A 16277-nucleotide genomic window follows, 5' to 3' on the forward strand; every position below is an offset into this window, starting at 1 on the left:
GTTAATTCGTCTCCCCTGCCATTTCCGTTTTTCGCAAGCGATGCCATTCTTGGATTGGCTTGCAGCTTTTTTTCGATTGCTCAAAATAAGCAAGCATTGCTGTGGCTGTCTCTTTTGCTGAGATCACGGTCAATTGTTTGGCCAGTGCTGCCATTCGCATATTTGCTCCGTCACGCTTGCCAAGAGGCGGCACGCTGATTAGCGCACACGCATGGGGGCTTTCTACCCACTTGGTAAAATCGTCTTCTACTAACTTACACCCTACTTCTTCTAGTTTCTGCAAAATCTCAGAAAAATCGTGCTTATGCTCATCGGCAAGGGCCACAAAAACCGATTTTTCTGTCCTTGGTTTATACAAAGAGATTGGTTCTTCAAAGGGAGCAAACACTTTGGCAAACGCTTCTTCTACACTTTCACCTATCATGAGCAGCTCTCCAGTCGACTTCATTTCCGCACCAAGAAGTGGATCGAGCCCTGCTAATTTGCTGTATGAAAACACCGGTGCTTTTACGGCAACAAAATCGCCTTGTTTTTTCGGGGGAGCTAGCTCATTGATGGAACAGCCTAGCATGAGCTTCACTGCTTGTTCGACAAATGGCTCTCCGTAAATTTTGGCAAGCAGCGGTACTGTCCGTGATGCCCGAGGATTGACTTCAATCACATAATAGCGGTCGCCGGCAACAACAAACTGAATATTAAAGAGGCCACGAAAGTGAACGCCAGTCGCTATTTTTTTCGCCGCTTCTTCCAATTGTGTCAACATATCTGCCGATAAAGTATGGGGCGGTGTAACGGCCGTACTGTCGCCTGAATGGACACCCGCTTTTTCGACATGTTCAAACATGCCAGCTATCCGGATTGATTTGCCGTCTGTTAATACATCGACATCGACTTCGATTCCTTCAATGAAATGGTCAATCAATAATGGAAACAAACCGCTGTACTCATGGTTTTGTAAATAAGAAGTCAGCTCCCTTTCACTAGAAACAAGCGCCATCCCTTGCCCGCCAATAACATAAGAAGGGCGGAGAAGTACTGGATAGCCCGTTGCCTTAGCACGGCAGCAGGCGTCTTCCAAATCATTGGCTGTTTCGCCAGGAATATGGGGGACGCCAATGTTGTTCATAAATGCATAAAAACGTTCTCTGTCTTCAAGCATGTCAATCGTATCAGCAGATACGCCAAGAACAGGGAGGCCAGCTTCCTCGAGCTCCTGCACTAATTTAATTCCTGTTTGCCCGCCTAATGTAACAATGACGCCTTCTGGCTGTTCCAACGCGCAAACGGCGTATACGTCTTCAAAAGAGAGTGGCTCAAAGTATAGTCTATCTGCGGTGGCATAATCGGTGCTTACTGTTTCAGGATTGTTGTTCATAATGATTGCTTCATAGCCTTGTTTGCGAACCGCTTTAGCGCCATGGACTGAACAATAATCAAACTCAATCCCTTGGCCGATGCGGATTGGTCCTGAGCCAATAATGAGCACTTTTTTCTGCCCACTCGGCATGGCTTCGTTTTCTCCGCAATAACTCGAATAAAAGTAAGGAGTTGCCGCTTCAAATTCAGCAGCGCATGTGTCAACCATTTTATAGGCTGGCTTTATTCCCCAATCGATCCGTTTGGCTGTCACTTTTTCCTTTGGCGCCCCTAAGTAACAGGCGATTGTTTCATCCGAGAAACCAGCCATTTTTAACCGGTGCAGCGTTTCTTTTGAAAGGGATTCGAGCGATAGCTGCTTTGTTTCTTTTTCTAAGTGCACCAGCTTTTCGAACTTCTTCAAGAAAAACATATCGATGTTTGTTTTCTCATGGAGGTTGGCACATGTTTCACCACGGCGCAAAAGCTCAAATAGCGCAAACAACCTAGCGTCGTCCGCTTGGAGGACGTGCTGCCAGAGCTCCTTTTCCCCGCTGCCGGTGAGCACCGGCATTTCCAAGCCGGCTACATCAATTTCCAAGGAGCGAATCGCTTTTTGGACAGCTGCTTCAAACGAACGTTCAATCGCCATCACTTCACCAGTTGCTTTCATTTGCGTACCAAGCTTGCGGTTAGCTGTAAAAAATTTATCAAATGGCCAGCGCGGGAATTTGACAATGCAATAATCTAAGCTAGGCTCGAAACTGGCATATGTATAGCCAGTCACGGGATTTTTTAATTCATGCAAATAGTAGCCAATCGATAGTTTTGCCGCCATTCGGGCAATCGGATAGCCTGTTGCTTTTGAAGCAAGGGCCGACGACCTGCTGACACGAGGGTTGACTTCAATTAAATAGTAACGGTCGCTGTTCGGGTCAAGGGCAAATTGAATGTTGCAGCCGCCAATGATCCCTAAAGCGCGGATAATTTTTAAAGACGCGGCACGCAGCATTTGGTAGTCTTTGTCGGTAAGGGTTTGCGATGGCGCTACGACAATGGAATCGCCTGTATGAATGCCGACAGGATCAATGTTTTCCATGTTACAAACTGTAATGCACGTGTCGTTTTCATCACGCATGACTTCATATTCAATTTCTTTAAAGCCAGCGATGCTTTTTTCAATCAAACATTGGCTTATCGGGCTTTGGGCAAGCCCATTTTCTACGATTGCTTTTAACTCTTTTTCACAATCGGCGATCCCGCCCCCTGCACCACCAAGCGTATAAGCTGGACGGACAATGATCGGATAGCCAGCTTGTTCAGCAAAGCGAAGCGCTTCAGACGCACTATGGACAATTTCACTATCAGGCACCGGCTCGTTTAATTGATGCATTAAAGCACGAAATTGCTCACGGTCTTCCCCTTTTTGGATCGATTCAATCGGCGTGCCAAGCAGTTCGACGCCATAGGCGGCGAGCAAACCTTGCTCATGAAGCTTCAAGGCGAGATTTAAACCTGTTTGCCCGCCTAGCGTCGCCAACAGCCCATCAGGTTTCTCCCTTTCAAAAATGTTGACAACCGTCTCCACCGACAACGGCTCAAAATAAACCGTATCCGCACATGAATCATCGGTCATAACCGTTGCTGGGTTGGGATTTAACAGCACAACACGGATGCCTTCTTCTTTTAACGCTAAGCAACCTTGCGTGCCGGAATAATCAAATTCTGCTGCCTGGCCGATGACAATTGGCCCTGAACCAATGACAAGGACCGTCTTGATGTGTGGTTTACGCATATTGGTGATCTCTCCCTTTGCTTAAAAGCGGCGCCAAAAACGCATCAAAGATTTCAGTCGAATCGACTGGACCTGGGCTTGCTTCCGGATGAAACTGGATGCTCATTACTGGCCGTTTCGGATGAACAAGGCCTTCTATCGATCGATCATTAATGTTGTAAAAACGAGGCTCAAGGATCGATGAAGCGAGCGATTCTTCCGTCACTACATAACTATGGTTTTGCGAAGTCATACACACACGTCCTGTGCAGCTGTCAAGCACTGGCTGGTTTGCACCGCGATGGCCGAATCGGAGCTTTTGTGTATCGCCTCCATAGGCCAATGCCAGCAACTGGTGGCCTAAGCAAATGCCTAACGTTGGAAACGTTTCCGCCACCTTTTTAATGCCTGGCAACAAAGCCTGCAACTGCTTCGGATTTCCAGGTCCATTTGAGAGGAGCACGCCGTCCGGTTTAAGTGCTTCGAGCACAGCAAAATCTGTGTTGTATGGAAGCTGGGTCACTTTCACGCCTTTCTTAACAAGTGAACGGATGATTGATTGTTTACAGCCATAGTCTAGTACGGCAATATGGGTTGTGCCTGTGGCGTTGTAAACGACAGGATCTGTAACGCTCACCTCGGCAACAACAAACTTATCAGACAAAAGCCTCGTCTCCTGGACATTGGCATTTCGGGAATCAGTCGTTAATACTGCACGCATATCTCCATGTTGGCGAATTCGTTTCACAATTGCCCGTGTATCTACCCCTGACATATAAGGAATGCGGTGTTCACTTAAATAGTCAACAACGCTTTTTTTCATTTTCCAATGTGATGGGTCACTGGCAGCTTCGCAAACAATGACGCCTTCGACTTGCGGCTTGCTGCTTTCAAAATCACTTTCATTAACGCCATAATTTCCGATCAACGGGTACGTAAACACGACAATTTGTCCTTTAAATGACGGATCGGTTATCACTTCTTGATAACCTGTCATGCCAGTAAAAAAGACAATTTCGCCTTCGACTTGCTTAGGTTCACCATGCCAGTTACCTACAAATGTTTCTCCCGTTTCCAATACGATCGAGCCTTTCATCCGCTCACCACCCCAAAATTCATATTTATTCTATATAAGTTATAAAAATTCATTTATGTGCGCAGCAATCCCTCTTTTTTTAAGAGGAAAAGCTGTTCTCTCGTTCATAGATCGTTGCTGCTTGTTTGATGATCGCCACAGCTTGACGCCATTCGCTTTCAGATACGGTAAGCGGCGGCAACAGCCGTGTCACATGGCTGCCTGCCGGAAGCAGCAGCAAACCTTGTTGCTCACACGCTGCTATTAAATCAAGTGCCGGTATCGCTGTTTCAATGCCAATCAAAAACCCTTTGTGGCGTATGTCTTTAACGATTGCAATGCCACTTAGCTCCCCTTTTAAGTAAGCGACAAAACGCTCCGCCTTCTCTTCCACTTCTGGCAAGAAGCCGTCTGCGCTTAATTCGGCTAAGACCGCTATTGCCGTTGCAGCTGCTAAAGGGTTGCCGCCAAACGTAGAACCGTGGCTGCCTATGCCAAACGCTTCTTTTAAAGACGCTTTTCCAAGCATCGCACCAATTGGAAAGCCGTTGCCTAGCCCTTTCGCAACAGTCACGATATCTGGCTCAAGGGCGTAATGTTCATAGGCAAACAGTTTGCCGGTACGTCCCATGCCCGTTTGAATCTCATCGACAATGAGCAGCAATTTCTGTTCCTTGCAAAGGGCCACAATTGCTTCGGCAAAAGACGCTGTCATGACATGGACGCCTCCTTCGCCTTGAACGATTTCGATCATAATCGCTGCTGTGTCTTCGGTTACCGCTTCATGCAAGGAAGCCATATCGTTAAACTGAGCATACGAAAAGGACGGCAGCATTGGCCCAAAACCGCTTTTAATCCCGTCTTGCCCTGTCGCGGCCATGCTTCCAAGTGTCCGGCCATGGAAAGACTGTTTCATCGATACAATATGATTTTTTCCAGTCGCTTTGCGAGCTAGCTTAATCGCCGCTTCGTTCGCTTCTGTGCCGCTGTTTGTGAAAAACACATAATCACATACACTTGCCTGTACCAACTGTTTGGCCGCTTCTTCCTGCACCTCATAGTGGAAAAGATTCGATGCGTGCCAAAGGCGGTCAACTTGCTGATGGAGCGCCGCTACGACTGTAGGGTGGCGGTGCCCCAAATTGCAAACGGCAATGCCGGCCATAAAATCAAGATAGTCTTTTCCGTCCTCTGTTTGCAGCCATGCCCCTCGTCCTTCTTTAATACGGAGGCTTTTTTTAGAATAGGTTGGGAATAAATAGCTCACCATTGCTCTTCCTTTCTTTAAGCGCCCGATGTAAGGACGTTACTTGGTTTGACAATTGCCGTCCCTGCGGAAGGGTGATACGCCTTTTTGCCGCTGACAATCCGTGCTTTCGTCAATGCCCCGCTTAAACTATCTAAACATGCGTTCACTTTTGGCACCATTCCTCCATAGATAACGCCCTCTTCTATATAACGCTTGGCCAAAACCTCATCCATTTCCTCAATGACTTTCCCGTCTTTTTGGACACCGTTGACATCAGTGACGAATACGAGCTCCTCCGCTTTGCTCGCTTTAGCGACCGCAGCAGCGGCCGTGTCTGCATTAATGTTGTATGATTGATAGTTTGCATCCATACCAATCGGCGCAATAACCGGTATGTAGCCAGCTTTAGCAACATTGAAAAGCAAGTCAACGTTCACGGACTCGACCGCTCCGACAAACCCTAGTTTGTCTGTGTCAATTGGAATAGTTTTTAACAGATGTCCGTCACTGCCAGATAAGCCAACGGCTTTCCCTCCTACCCGATAAAGAGAGCGGACGAGCTGTTTGTTGATTTGCCCGGATAAGGCTGCTTCTGCTGCTGTTAACACCCCCGCCGTTGTTTTGCGCAAGCCATTTACAAACTGTGATTCTACCGCCATTGCTTGTAAGAGATTGTTAATCGCTGGCCCGCCCCCGTGAACAATCATGATCTTGTCGCCTTGGCTAGCCCGTTTGACAACACCCTCATAAAATTCTTCCTCTAACGCTTCAAGGGTGCTTCCCCCTATTTTGATCACCACTGTTGCCATAGGCGCCTCCTTATGTCCGGTATCCTGCATTGATGCGGACGTAATCGTATGTTAAGTCACAGCCCCATGCTTTGCCGACACCTTGCCCTTGATGGAGATCGGCTTTGATGACAATGGTTTCGGCTTCCATATACTTGCTAATCGCGGCATCGTCTACAACAACAGGTTCACTTTGCACAAGCGTCTCGTAAGGGCCAATCGCGATGTCGATTGTGTCAGGGTTAAGAGCGCAACCGCTATAGCCAATGGCACAAATGATTCTGCCCCAGTTGCCGTCTTTGCCGTAAGCAGCCGTTTTCACTAGGTCAGATCCAACAATCGCCTTAGCAACTTTGCCTGCTTCTTCATCGCTAACAGCCCCAGTTACTTGAACTTCGATTAATTTTGTCGCTCCTTCTCCGTCTTTGGCAATTTTTTTGGCCAAACTTTCTGCGCATGCAGACAAAGCGCCATAAAAATCAGCCCATTCAGGGTGCGTTTCGTCTAAAGGTTGGTTTTCGGCAAGACCAGAAGCGAGCACAAGAACCATGTCATTTGTTGACGTGTCCCCGTCCACTGTAATACGGTTGAACGTCTCATCCGTTGCCTTGGCTAGCGCCCGTTTTAATGCAGTAGGATCGACATTCGCATCGGTTGTAATAAAACCAAGCATTGTCGCCATATTTGGATGAATCATCCCTGATCCTTTGGCAACACCGGCGATCCGTATTGTCTTTTGATCAATCACCACTTCAACGCATACTTCTTTCGTTCCAGTATCCGTTGTCAAAATCGCTTCTGCAAACGGAGTCGACTCCTTGGACAGGACCAGATCATCAATCCCAGAGCGCACTTTTTCCATCGGCATTTTTTCCCCGATCACACCTGTAGAAGTAACAGCAACCGTCTCTTCTGGAACCGCAAATTTTGCTGCTGCCAGTGCCCGCATTTCATAGGCATCCATGAGGCCTGACGATCCTGTGCATGCATTGGCGTTTCCACTGTTGACAAGCACTGCTTGCAGTTTGCCGTTACCAACAGCAAGGCTATCCTTCGTTACTTTAAGCGGAGCTGCCTGAATTTGGTTTAATGTAAATACACCAGCAGCATTGGCTGGCACGTCACAGAAAATCGCGCCAATGTCTAATCGTTTTCTCTTTAGCCCGCAATGGGCCCCTGCTGCCGAGAACCCTTTTACATCGGTAATCGACCCTTTGATTTGCTTCCATGATTGCCCTGCTGTCTGTTTGGTTAACATCTCGCCACTCCCCATTATGGATACATTGGCACGGCCTCAAGCCCTGCTGTTTCGTTAAATCCTTGCATTAAATTAAAATTTTGAACCGCCTGGCCAGCGGCTCCTTTCATGAGATTATCAATGACAGAAGCAACAATGACACGTCCTGTTCTTCCGTCATAACAAAAGCCAATATCGCAATAATTGCTGCCAAAGACATGTTTTGTTGCCGGAAACGTTCCATTTTCCTTCACTCGTACGAAAGGAGCATTTTCATAAGCGCTGTTATAGCAGTCGGCTAACCACTCATTGCTGAGAGGCTTTGCCGCCTTGGCATAAATGGTCGCCATAATCCCCCTTACCATTGGAACGAGATGAGGCTGAAAAGACAGCGGTGGCTGCGCTCCCCATTTTGCCAATTGCTGCTCAATCTCTGGCGTATGTTTATGAGATGCAACTTGATAGATCTTAAAATTCTCATTTGTTTCACTAAAATGCGTCATCGAAGTAGGCGATTTGCCGGCTCCCGACGTCCCTGACTTTGCATCAATAACAATGGAATCACGCTCAATTGCCCCAGCTTGAATAAGCGGTATGAGCGCCAAAAGCGCCGCTGTTGGAAAACAGCCAGGATTGGCAATCAATTTCGCGGTTTCAATTGCTGATTTGTTCCACTCGCTTAAACCGTAAATGGCCTCCTCTATAAGCCCTTCCTTTGCAGATGGGCGCTTATACCATTTCTCATATATGCTCCGGTCAGTCAAACGCAGATCGCCACTTAAGTCAATAACAGACAGCCCAGCCTCAAGCAACGGACCACTCCACTCTGCGGACACACCTGGAGGAGTCGCCAAAAACATTACATCAATTTCAGCAGAAATCTTGTTTAAGTCGATTCCTTTTAACGGTTTCCATTCATCGTTTTGTAAATGAGGATAAAGGCGACTGATCGTTTCCCCACTTTGTGAAGATGAATACAGCATAATGTTTGTTACTTGAGGATGGTTTTTTAACAGACGAATCAACTCAAGACCGCTATAGCCTGTCGCGCCTATAATGCCAACTTCCATTGTCTCACTCCCTTTAGCCAGTTCCGTTCTTTTATATGGATGTGTTTCATTATATGATTGAATAAAAATAAATTCAACTGTATTTTTATTTTATTTTACTAAAAAGAAAAAAACAGCCGTTAAGCTGTTTTATGAATGAGGCACATCGCTAATTGTTAATTCGCCGTCTTGCAATTTCTCTTTTTTCAGCCACTGTTTAAACACATAGCCAATTGCGATTCCGTAAACGATCTCTTGAAAAATTTTCATCAACACACCAGCAAGCTGTTGGTCAATACGCGCTTCAAAAATAGAAAGGGATTCAGGGCTTCCAAATGCCGACAACAATAGCTCTGGCCCTGCCCCGCCAGGCAAACAATAAGCCATTACATTTGCCCACACGAGAGGGTCTGTGTATGTTGCATACATAGCGGACGGAGCAAAAATGATCAATGCACAAGCCGGTGTGATCAATAAGCCGTTTGCAAAAATGTAAAAAATCCTCCGCAAATCAGGGAGCTTGTACGAGCTTGGCAACGGCGATAAGATAAACCACCACATCAGGGCAGCAGTGAAAAGCAGTACCCATTCATACAAGCTATGCAGCACTGGTGACTGCATGAGCATATCAAACATTGCTGGAACGTGGTAAAATGAAAACAATCCATTAAACAATAGCAGTGCACAAATCGGATTCCAAACCAGTCGGAGCGGCTTAAAAGCAAGTTTCGAGCGAATCGCCTCGTACCACGCTTGTGGAATGCCTAGCAACAGAAGCGGGACGGCGATAAAGTAAGCAAATACCATTTGTAACATATGCAGTGTCATCATCACATGCCCCGTTACATAAAGAGGACTGCCCCATCCTAAGTAAAGCGCTGCCAATCCGAGGAAAAAGAAGAGTGGCTTTCGTTTTGGTCCAGCGTTTGTCCTCCTGAAAAACCAGCTATATATAAAAGCAACGCCGATGAGAGCAATAATCAGCTCAGGTGTCCATAAAGCGCGGAATCCAAGTTCCGTCAACAGCATTTCCATACAAAGCGTTCTCCTTTCGCAATTGTTCGCTTCTATAACTATAGCATACGTGACGGGCTGCCGCACTGGGATGAGGACCGCTTTTTGTGACCATTTGTAGAAAGGACTTCAATATGGCTAAAAGACATTTAATCGCTCTTGATTTAGACGGCACATTGCTGCTTAAAAACCAAGAGATTTCGCCACGGACAAAAACAGCGCTTATGAAAGCAAAAAAGAAGGGTCATGTGATCGCGATTGCGACCGGCCGCCCTTACCGGGCCAGCAAACGTTATTATCAAGAACTACAGCTAACGACGCCGATCATCAATTTTAATGGCGCTTCGGTCCACCACCCCTTAGACGCTCATTATCCAAGGATACTAGAATCAATCCCACTTGCTTATAGCAAGGAGTTGATCAAACGATGTGAAACAATAGGCGTCTTTAATATGATGGTGGAAATCGGCGACACGTTTTATATGAAAAAACAAGCTGGCTTTTTTGCAGAGTTTCTGACCGACGGCATTGAACCTGCCGGGACAGGAGAACTACATGTACTCGTAAAAGAAGCACCAACTGCTATTCTTATCGAACCAAAGCCCGAAAAGGTCAATGTCCTTCACGACACCTTGCAACAGACAGGAACGGAAACAACACTGCAACGCTGGTGGAAAGGCGAAACGCGCATCTTAGAAATCGCCCCACGCAATGTGACGAAAGCAACCGCTCTCGAAAAAATCGCTAACGATTACGGAATTGACCAAGGAAACGTCATTGCCTTTGGCGACGAAGAGAATGACTACGAAATGATTGAATATGCTGGCCACGGCGTCGCAATGGGCAATGCCATCAACGAAATAAAAGCGGTTGCTGACTACGTGACTGAGACAAACGAAAACGACGGCATCGCCTACTATTTGGAAAAGGTGCTCCATTTATAAACTTGTTGCCGGGAGGGGATGAGGCATGATCGAAATTTTAGAATTGACTTCAGACACAACAACAGAAACAACGAAGCGGGAGTTGACTAGCCTGTTTGAAAAACAGCTCCATGCGATTGCCGGTAAACAAGCATTGTCACAAATTGAAAAAATTTTGGAGGAAGCGCTGCAACCCGACTCACACGTCTATTTTTTTATCGCCAGACTAGAAGGGAAAGCAGTAGCATTTGCCTTTTTTAACACGTTGACAAGCTTTCAAAAAGGCGGAAAGTACATTTGGTTGAATGAATTGTATGTAGAAGAAGCCTACCGGAACCAAGGTATTGCTAAAAAACTATTGCTGCGCATCATTTATTGGGCGGAGCAACACAAAATTAAAGGCATTGAACTAGAAACTGGCATGAATAATGAAGCGACCAAAGCATTATACAACTCCCTTGGCTTTTACGATGTTGTATCGAAGCGCTACAGCTTTCGCTTCTAAAGGATCGCAAAACGCCTATTTTTTTCGAACCTAGGCGTTTTGCTTCTTTTTTTTCGCTTTTTTACATAGGATAAAGCAATCTCGAAAAGTTGCCCTCAGGTCGAAAAAGGAGTGCTTGAATCATGCGTGATTCCTTTACGCCGATCGAATTTCAAGAACTTTCAATCAATCTGTCCAAAACGGCCCTCCATCAATTTATTAAACGCATGATGGGCCAGCACTATGCACTTTTTTGGCGCTATGATGCCAAAACGATTTATTTGACAGTAGAGCTTGGGGAATTGACACACGAACTTCCCTTCATCCGCAATGACGACTTTTTAACGATGCAAGCAAAAGTGTTGTATGTGTATGATGATGTGCTTTCAGACGCCTTGGAAAGCCTGTTGCAATCAGAAAAAGGAAATGGGATTGTCAAACGAACCAGCAAAGGACCACTCTATATTACGTCTTATAACGGCGGGGATGTTGAATCCATGATTGAAATTGACGGGAGTGAGAAAATCATGATGAATAAAAACGGTTCGATGGTTCAATACAAAGATGATGGCAAAGCGCTTGGCCCGCGTACGCTTTATAATATGCTAAACTTGGAAATTGACTATGTGTTGATGGAGTTGTTTGAAGCGATAGAAGCAAAAGATGCTCCTCGTATTTCCACCCACAAACAGCGGTTAAAAAAACTCGTAAACCGTCGAACGCAAATTGAGCAGCTCTTAAACAAGTAGCCGCTTTTTGCAAGCACCAACCAACGTGCTTGCTTTTTTACGGGGACAAAATTGAACGTGGACAAGCTTTTTTTCTTGCCTCTTCCCCCACCCATTTGCAGCACCACTTTTTTTTCTCCGCCAAAAGAAGTAAAATAAAGGGATACTGTTTTTGTGAATGAGGTGACAGCGTGAATCAACATCTTCAAGATTCACTTGCTTTGCAACTTAGCCCTACGCTTTCAACAACATACCGAAAGCTTGTTTCTTCGAGGTATTTTTCACCTGCCCATTTAGAAGTGCTTGCCCTTGAAGCAAAGCGAAGCATTGAAGCAACAGTTGAACCGCCTTGGCGCGGCTACATGTTGTTTATCAAGACGATCTATGCCGAGGCGCAAACGGAAGGGCGCTTGCAAGCGTGCGAACGGCGCTTAAACCACTTTTTCGAATCCATTCACGGTTATCTGCTCACCTACTTGAAACAACTGAGCGCCACCAAAGAAGAACGTCTATATGCGAAAGAAATCGTCAAACAACTTAAAGCTAGCTTGAACGATGATCAGTCCCCTTGGCCAAAACTGTTGCGAACCAGTTTGCCTGTTTTTTCTGCTGCTTCCCTTGAAGCAATTGAGCAGTCTTTTGGAAAAGCATCTTTTGGCGAAGCAGCAAAAGAAGCTCGCTTAGCGGCCAGCTATTTTTATTTGTTTGTTGGCAAGGAATTGCAAGCATTGCAGTTTTTAGTGGCGACAGAAAACCTCGCTACTTACGATGTGGAAGACCACTTTATGCTGCTAGCCAAACGGGAGCGCCATCGGCAAATTCAACATTGGCTAAGCCAATTATTCCCGGATCAGAAAAGCCACCTTGGTTCGCTTCAGCGTTATGCGGATGAATCTGAAACCGCTCTGCAGCCGGCTACTTCCGTTCATTACGGTACATGGGACCGCTGGCTTCAGGCTCCGATGTTTACGCGGTTTGAACAGCTTGTAACAGCAATGGGACAAGAGCAAGTGTCGTCTGTGCTTGCGTATCTATTGCCTAAGCTAGAAGAACGCCTTTATAACGAGGCAGCGCGGATCGTTTACGTACAGCTTTTAAATCGTTATCGCTATTTTGATAAAGCGCGGGAGTATTTTTTGTTGTTCGAAAAAAACCCCCTGTCATTGCAACCGCCAAAAATCGAGCTCCTTGAGACGCTCGCAGCGAACCGTCCAGACCTAGCTCTTCCTGTTTATCACCAATTTGTCGTCAGGCTGGTGGAAAAACGGTCTAGAAAGCATTATGTGGCAGCAGCTGAATATGTCATTCGCTTAAAAGAATTGTATCGGGCGCTTGGCCAGCATGTGCGTTACACGGAGTATATCGAGAAATTGAAAAGAGTGTACAAAACGTACAGGGCATTCATTGAGGAGTTGAATCAACTTGAAAAGCAGTAGCATTTGGATCCATGGAGGCTGGATCGACAGTCGTTTTTTTCTATGGGGCGAACAGCCGCAAGGAAAAGGAACTGGACAAAATGGGTTTATTTATCCCTTTTTGGTTCCCCCATTTGAGTTGAAACTGCTTCTTTTTCAAGAAGATCCTGATTCCTTTTACGGCACATTTATTGAAACAGATCGTGCTTTACTGGACGCCCCACTCCACAATCGCCTGTTTCAGTCACCAGCGGGAGAGGCAACCATTTACCAAGCCAATGAAGGTTGGGATGCCTATCCATTTCCAGTTGAAGGAATCACGTTATCCATAAAACAATTTATCGCTTATTTCCCTCTTTTTCAGACATGGAAACAGAAAGAACCGCTTCACCTAGGGGCGGACTTTTCAGCATGGCTCGCCATTGTAGAAAGCATTTATGGATTTATCCAAGCAGGCCTCGTCGTGCCAGGGCAAGACGGGTTATGGAAATTAACAATCAATGACGCTTGGTACGACGACTGTTTTGCCAGTCTGCCTAAAGCAGCTCTCTCTTTGCGCTCAAGTCAAATGGCCAACAGCGATAAGCAAACCGACGAAATCGAGCACCATACAACCGCATTGCTGAAAACGATCATTGACGAGACCGTCCGCTCCCTTCTTTCTGCTGACAACGTCTCTGCTGCGTTTGCTGCTTGGAAACAGGCCGTCCCGCAGGAAATTGCGCCTTTTTTGCATTCACTGGAAACAGGCCGCTCGAAGGCAGTTTCACCGCCAAGCACGTTGTTTGCAGAACAGCTGGGACTAAAAAAAGCGGAGCCGTTTCAAACGGCTCTTGTTTTACACGACCCTCCGACCCCAAAGGAAAGCTGGTCTGTCTCTTTATCTGTAGCTGACCGCAACCGCCCGGAAACATTAGTAGGCATGGAACAGCTGATGGCTGGCAGTCACCCTTGGCGGACAAACCCAGTCTCACGGCTAAAAAGCGATGTTTTGCTAATTTCGAAGCACATTCCCCTATTAGCGGGCCTGTCGCTGGGTGCTCCTACAAAAACGATGAGCGCTGAAGAAGCTTACCAACTCTTTACCGCTTACGACAGGCAACTTGCTGAAATGGGCATTCAATTGATTGTGCCAAAATGGCTTAAACAGCGAAGTCCATTAAGTGTTCGCCTGATTGGCGATCATCAAACAGCACAAAACGGGGCAGACCCCGTCTTAAACTGGCAAGATTTAGCGAACTTCCAATACACGGTCTCCATCGGCGGGCAAGCAGTTACAGAAGAAACGTTTAATCGATATGTACAGGAAAACAAACCATTTCTTTATGTAAACGGCCAGTGGCTAGCTTGGGACCCAACGTTAGCGAAGCAACTCAAAGCCTATCTCGAAGATATAAATAGCCGTTTTACTTATTTGGATGCTTGGAAAATCACGAAAACACAAGACGTCCCCGAAGCTCTTTCCACCGTTCCGTTCCAGCTAGAGTGGACAGACGAGCTGGAAGAGAGGCTGACGGCACTCTATAAGCAGCAGCCTGAACCGGTTACAATGCCTTACGCCTTAGAAGGCACGTTGAGGCATTATCAAAAGCAAGGGCTTGATTGGCTTTCCCATTTGCGCAAAGTTGGCTTTGGCGGCTGTTTAGCTGACGATATGGGCTTAGGCAAGTCGATTCAAACAATCGCTTATATGTTATATGTCCGCGAACAGCAATTGGAGCAACAAACAGCGCCATTCCTGCTTATCTGCCCGACTTCGTTGCTTTACAACTGGGCCGATGAATGTAGAAGATTTGCGCCGAGCTTAAAGGTGTTTATCCACCACGGCTCAGACCGCCTCGAGGAAGGAGACGCAAGGCTGGCCGAAGCAGATCTCGTTCTAACCTCTTATGCTCTCGCTTTAAGAGATGCTCGCTTTTTCCAAACTGTCCACTGGAATGGCCTGATTTTGGATGAAGCTCAACATATAAAAAACAAAAATACAAAACAGCGGCAAGCAATCCGCCAACTGTCGGCTACACACCGTATTGCTTTAACAGGAACGCCGATTGAAAACAGGCTTCATGAATTGTGGTCATTGATGGACTTGCTCAATCCGTCGTTGCTCGGCTCATTTGCCGGCTTTCACAAAGCCTATATTCGCCCAATTGAGCGAGACCACGATGAAACAAAACAACAAGCGTTGCAAACGTTAATACGTCCGTTTCTTTTGCGCCGTACGAAAAACGACCCTGCTACTGGACTACAACTGCCAAACAAGCGGGAAACGACCGAGTCTGTCCCCCTCTCCCTTGAACAAGCTGCCCTTTACCAAGCTGTGGTGGAAGATGTGTCAGAACGACTCGCAACGGTGGCTAATTTGGAGCGAAAAGCAATGATCTTGCGCGCCATTACGCGCATGAAACAAATTTGCAACCACCCTGCTCAATTTTATAAAGACGGGGATATAGCTGGGCACCAATCAGGGAAATGGGATGCTTTCCTCGATATTGTCGCCAACATTTTCTCAAAAGGCGAGAGTGTCTTGATCTTTACTCAGTATAAAGAGATGGGCAAGCTGATTAGCCACGAGCTACAGGTACGCTATGGGATGTCTGTGCCTTTTTTACACGGTGGCCTATCGCGTAGCCAACGGCGTACGGCAATTGACCAATTTCAGAACGATCCACACGCGGCCGCGTTTGTCTTGTCTTTGAAAGCAGGGGGCGTTGGTTTAAACTTAACAAAAGCAACCAACGTGATTCACTATGACCGGTGGTGGAACCCGGCGGTTGAAAACCAAGCAACGGACCGTGCTTACCGGATCGGCCAGACAAAGCCTGTCCAAGTATACAAACTGCTGACGTCTGGCACCGTCGAAGAACGAATTGATCAGCTCATCAATGGAAAAAAAGCGCTTGCTGAAGGGGTTCTGCAAACACCTGCGTTTTTAACAGAATTAAATGATGATGAATTGCTTTCCCTCATTCAACTAAGCCATACGGAAAGGAGCAACGAATGAAACCACTGTTTGAGCATTTTTGGAACAACGAAAAAACGCGAATTCTGAACGAAAACTACATTTATTCGCCATCTGAACAAGGGAGACCTGAATGGCAAACATTCATAGAAGCCTTGAAAGCAGAAAGTGAAAAACGCCTAAAGGGATAGCAAAAGCTATCCCTTTAGGCGTTTCAGACTATAGA

Annotated in this window: 13 protein-coding genes; 6 read left to right on the forward strand and 7 right to left on the reverse strand. The window is 46.4% G+C overall.

Features of this window, described 5'->3' with window-relative positions; genetic code table 11:
• Position 1 precedes the first annotated feature (1 nt).
• The 7 genes from N6H06_RS16695 to ctaG form a co-directional block, all read right to left on the reverse strand.
• A complete protein-coding gene (locus N6H06_RS16695) occupies positions 2 to 3151 on the reverse strand; it encodes a carbamoyl phosphate synthase large subunit (protein WP_212953983.1) in 3150 nt (1049 codons plus the stop codon).
• Entirely contained in the window at positions 3144 to 4226 is a 1083-nt protein-coding gene (locus N6H06_RS16700; protein ID WP_062749494.1) for a carbamoyl phosphate synthase small subunit, read from the reverse strand. The genes N6H06_RS16695 and N6H06_RS16700 overlap by 8 nt, the downstream gene beginning before the upstream one ends.
• Before the next feature lie 79 nt (positions 4227 to 4305).
• Positions 4306 to 5472, reverse strand: a complete 1167-nt coding sequence (locus N6H06_RS16705) for an acetylornithine transaminase (RefSeq protein ID WP_153020554.1) — start codon at positions 5470 to 5472, stop codon at positions 4306 to 4308.
• A gap of 17 nt (positions 5473 to 5489) precedes the next feature.
• Positions 5490 to 6263: an acetylglutamate kinase gene (gene argB, locus N6H06_RS16710; RefSeq protein ID WP_263707556.1), complete on the reverse strand. Its 774-nt coding sequence runs from the start codon at positions 6261 to 6263 to the stop codon at positions 5490 to 5492.
• A 10-nt stretch (positions 6264 to 6273) separates the two neighbouring features.
• Positions 6274 to 7500, reverse strand: coding sequence for a bifunctional glutamate N-acetyltransferase/amino-acid acetyltransferase ArgJ (gene argJ / locus N6H06_RS16715; RefSeq protein ID WP_062749498.1), 1227 nt, complete (start codon positions 7498 to 7500; stop codon positions 6274 to 6276).
• Positions 7501 to 7514: 14 nt separating this feature from the next.
• The gene (argC, locus tag N6H06_RS16720; RefSeq protein ID WP_263707557.1) at positions 7515 to 8549 is read right to left on the reverse strand and encodes an N-acetyl-gamma-glutamyl-phosphate reductase; all 1035 of its coding nucleotides are present in this window, start codon (positions 8547 to 8549) and stop codon (positions 7515 to 7517) included.
• A 129-nt stretch (positions 8550 to 8678) separates the two neighbouring features.
• Positions 8679 to 9563 carry a cytochrome c oxidase assembly factor CtaG gene (gene ctaG, locus N6H06_RS16725; protein ID WP_062749502.1) on the reverse strand — a complete coding sequence of 295 codons (885 nt, stop codon included), beginning with the start codon at positions 9561 to 9563 and terminating at the stop codon, positions 8679 to 8681.
• A 113-nt stretch (positions 9564 to 9676) separates the two neighbouring features.
• Between ctaG and N6H06_RS16730 the strand changes: the two genes are divergently transcribed.
• The 6 genes from N6H06_RS16730 (at position 9677) to N6H06_RS16755 (ending at position 16242) form a co-directional block, all read left to right on the forward strand.
• Positions 9677 to 10486 (forward strand): Cof-type HAD-IIB family hydrolase, encoded by an 810-nt coding sequence (locus N6H06_RS16730; RefSeq protein WP_263707558.1) that lies wholly within the window; start codon positions 9677 to 9679, stop codon positions 10484 to 10486.
• A 25-nt stretch (positions 10487 to 10511) separates the two neighbouring features.
• Positions 10512 to 10970, forward strand: coding sequence for a GNAT family N-acetyltransferase (locus tag N6H06_RS16735; RefSeq protein ID WP_062749506.1), 459 nt, complete (start codon positions 10512 to 10514; stop codon positions 10968 to 10970).
• A gap of 122 nt (positions 10971 to 11092) precedes the next feature.
• On the forward strand, positions 11093 to 11698 hold the full coding sequence (locus tag N6H06_RS16740; protein ID WP_062749508.1) for a hypothetical protein: 606 nt from the start codon (positions 11093 to 11095) through the stop codon (positions 11696 to 11698).
• 170 nt (positions 11699 to 11868) lie between these two features.
• A complete protein-coding gene (locus tag N6H06_RS16745) occupies positions 11869 to 13113 on the forward strand; it encodes a hypothetical protein (RefSeq protein WP_212953990.1) in 1245 nt (414 codons plus the stop codon).
• Complete coding sequence (locus N6H06_RS16750; RefSeq protein WP_263707559.1) at positions 13100 to 16093, forward strand: DEAD/DEAH box helicase; 2994 nt, start codon at positions 13100 to 13102, stop codon at positions 16091 to 16093. The genes N6H06_RS16745 and N6H06_RS16750 overlap by 14 nt, the downstream gene beginning before the upstream one ends.
• Positions 16090 to 16242, forward strand: coding sequence for a hypothetical protein (locus tag N6H06_RS16755; protein WP_193754515.1), 153 nt, complete (start codon positions 16090 to 16092; stop codon positions 16240 to 16242). Before N6H06_RS16750 ends, N6H06_RS16755 begins: the two co-directional genes overlap by 4 nt.
• The last annotated feature ends 35 nt before the right edge of the window (positions 16243 to 16277 follow it).

The sequence above is a fragment of the Shouchella tritolerans genome (genome assembly GCF_025770735.1).
In the GTDB taxonomy this organism is placed as follows: Bacteria; Bacillota; Bacilli; order Bacillales; family Bacillaceae_D; genus Shouchella; species Shouchella tritolerans.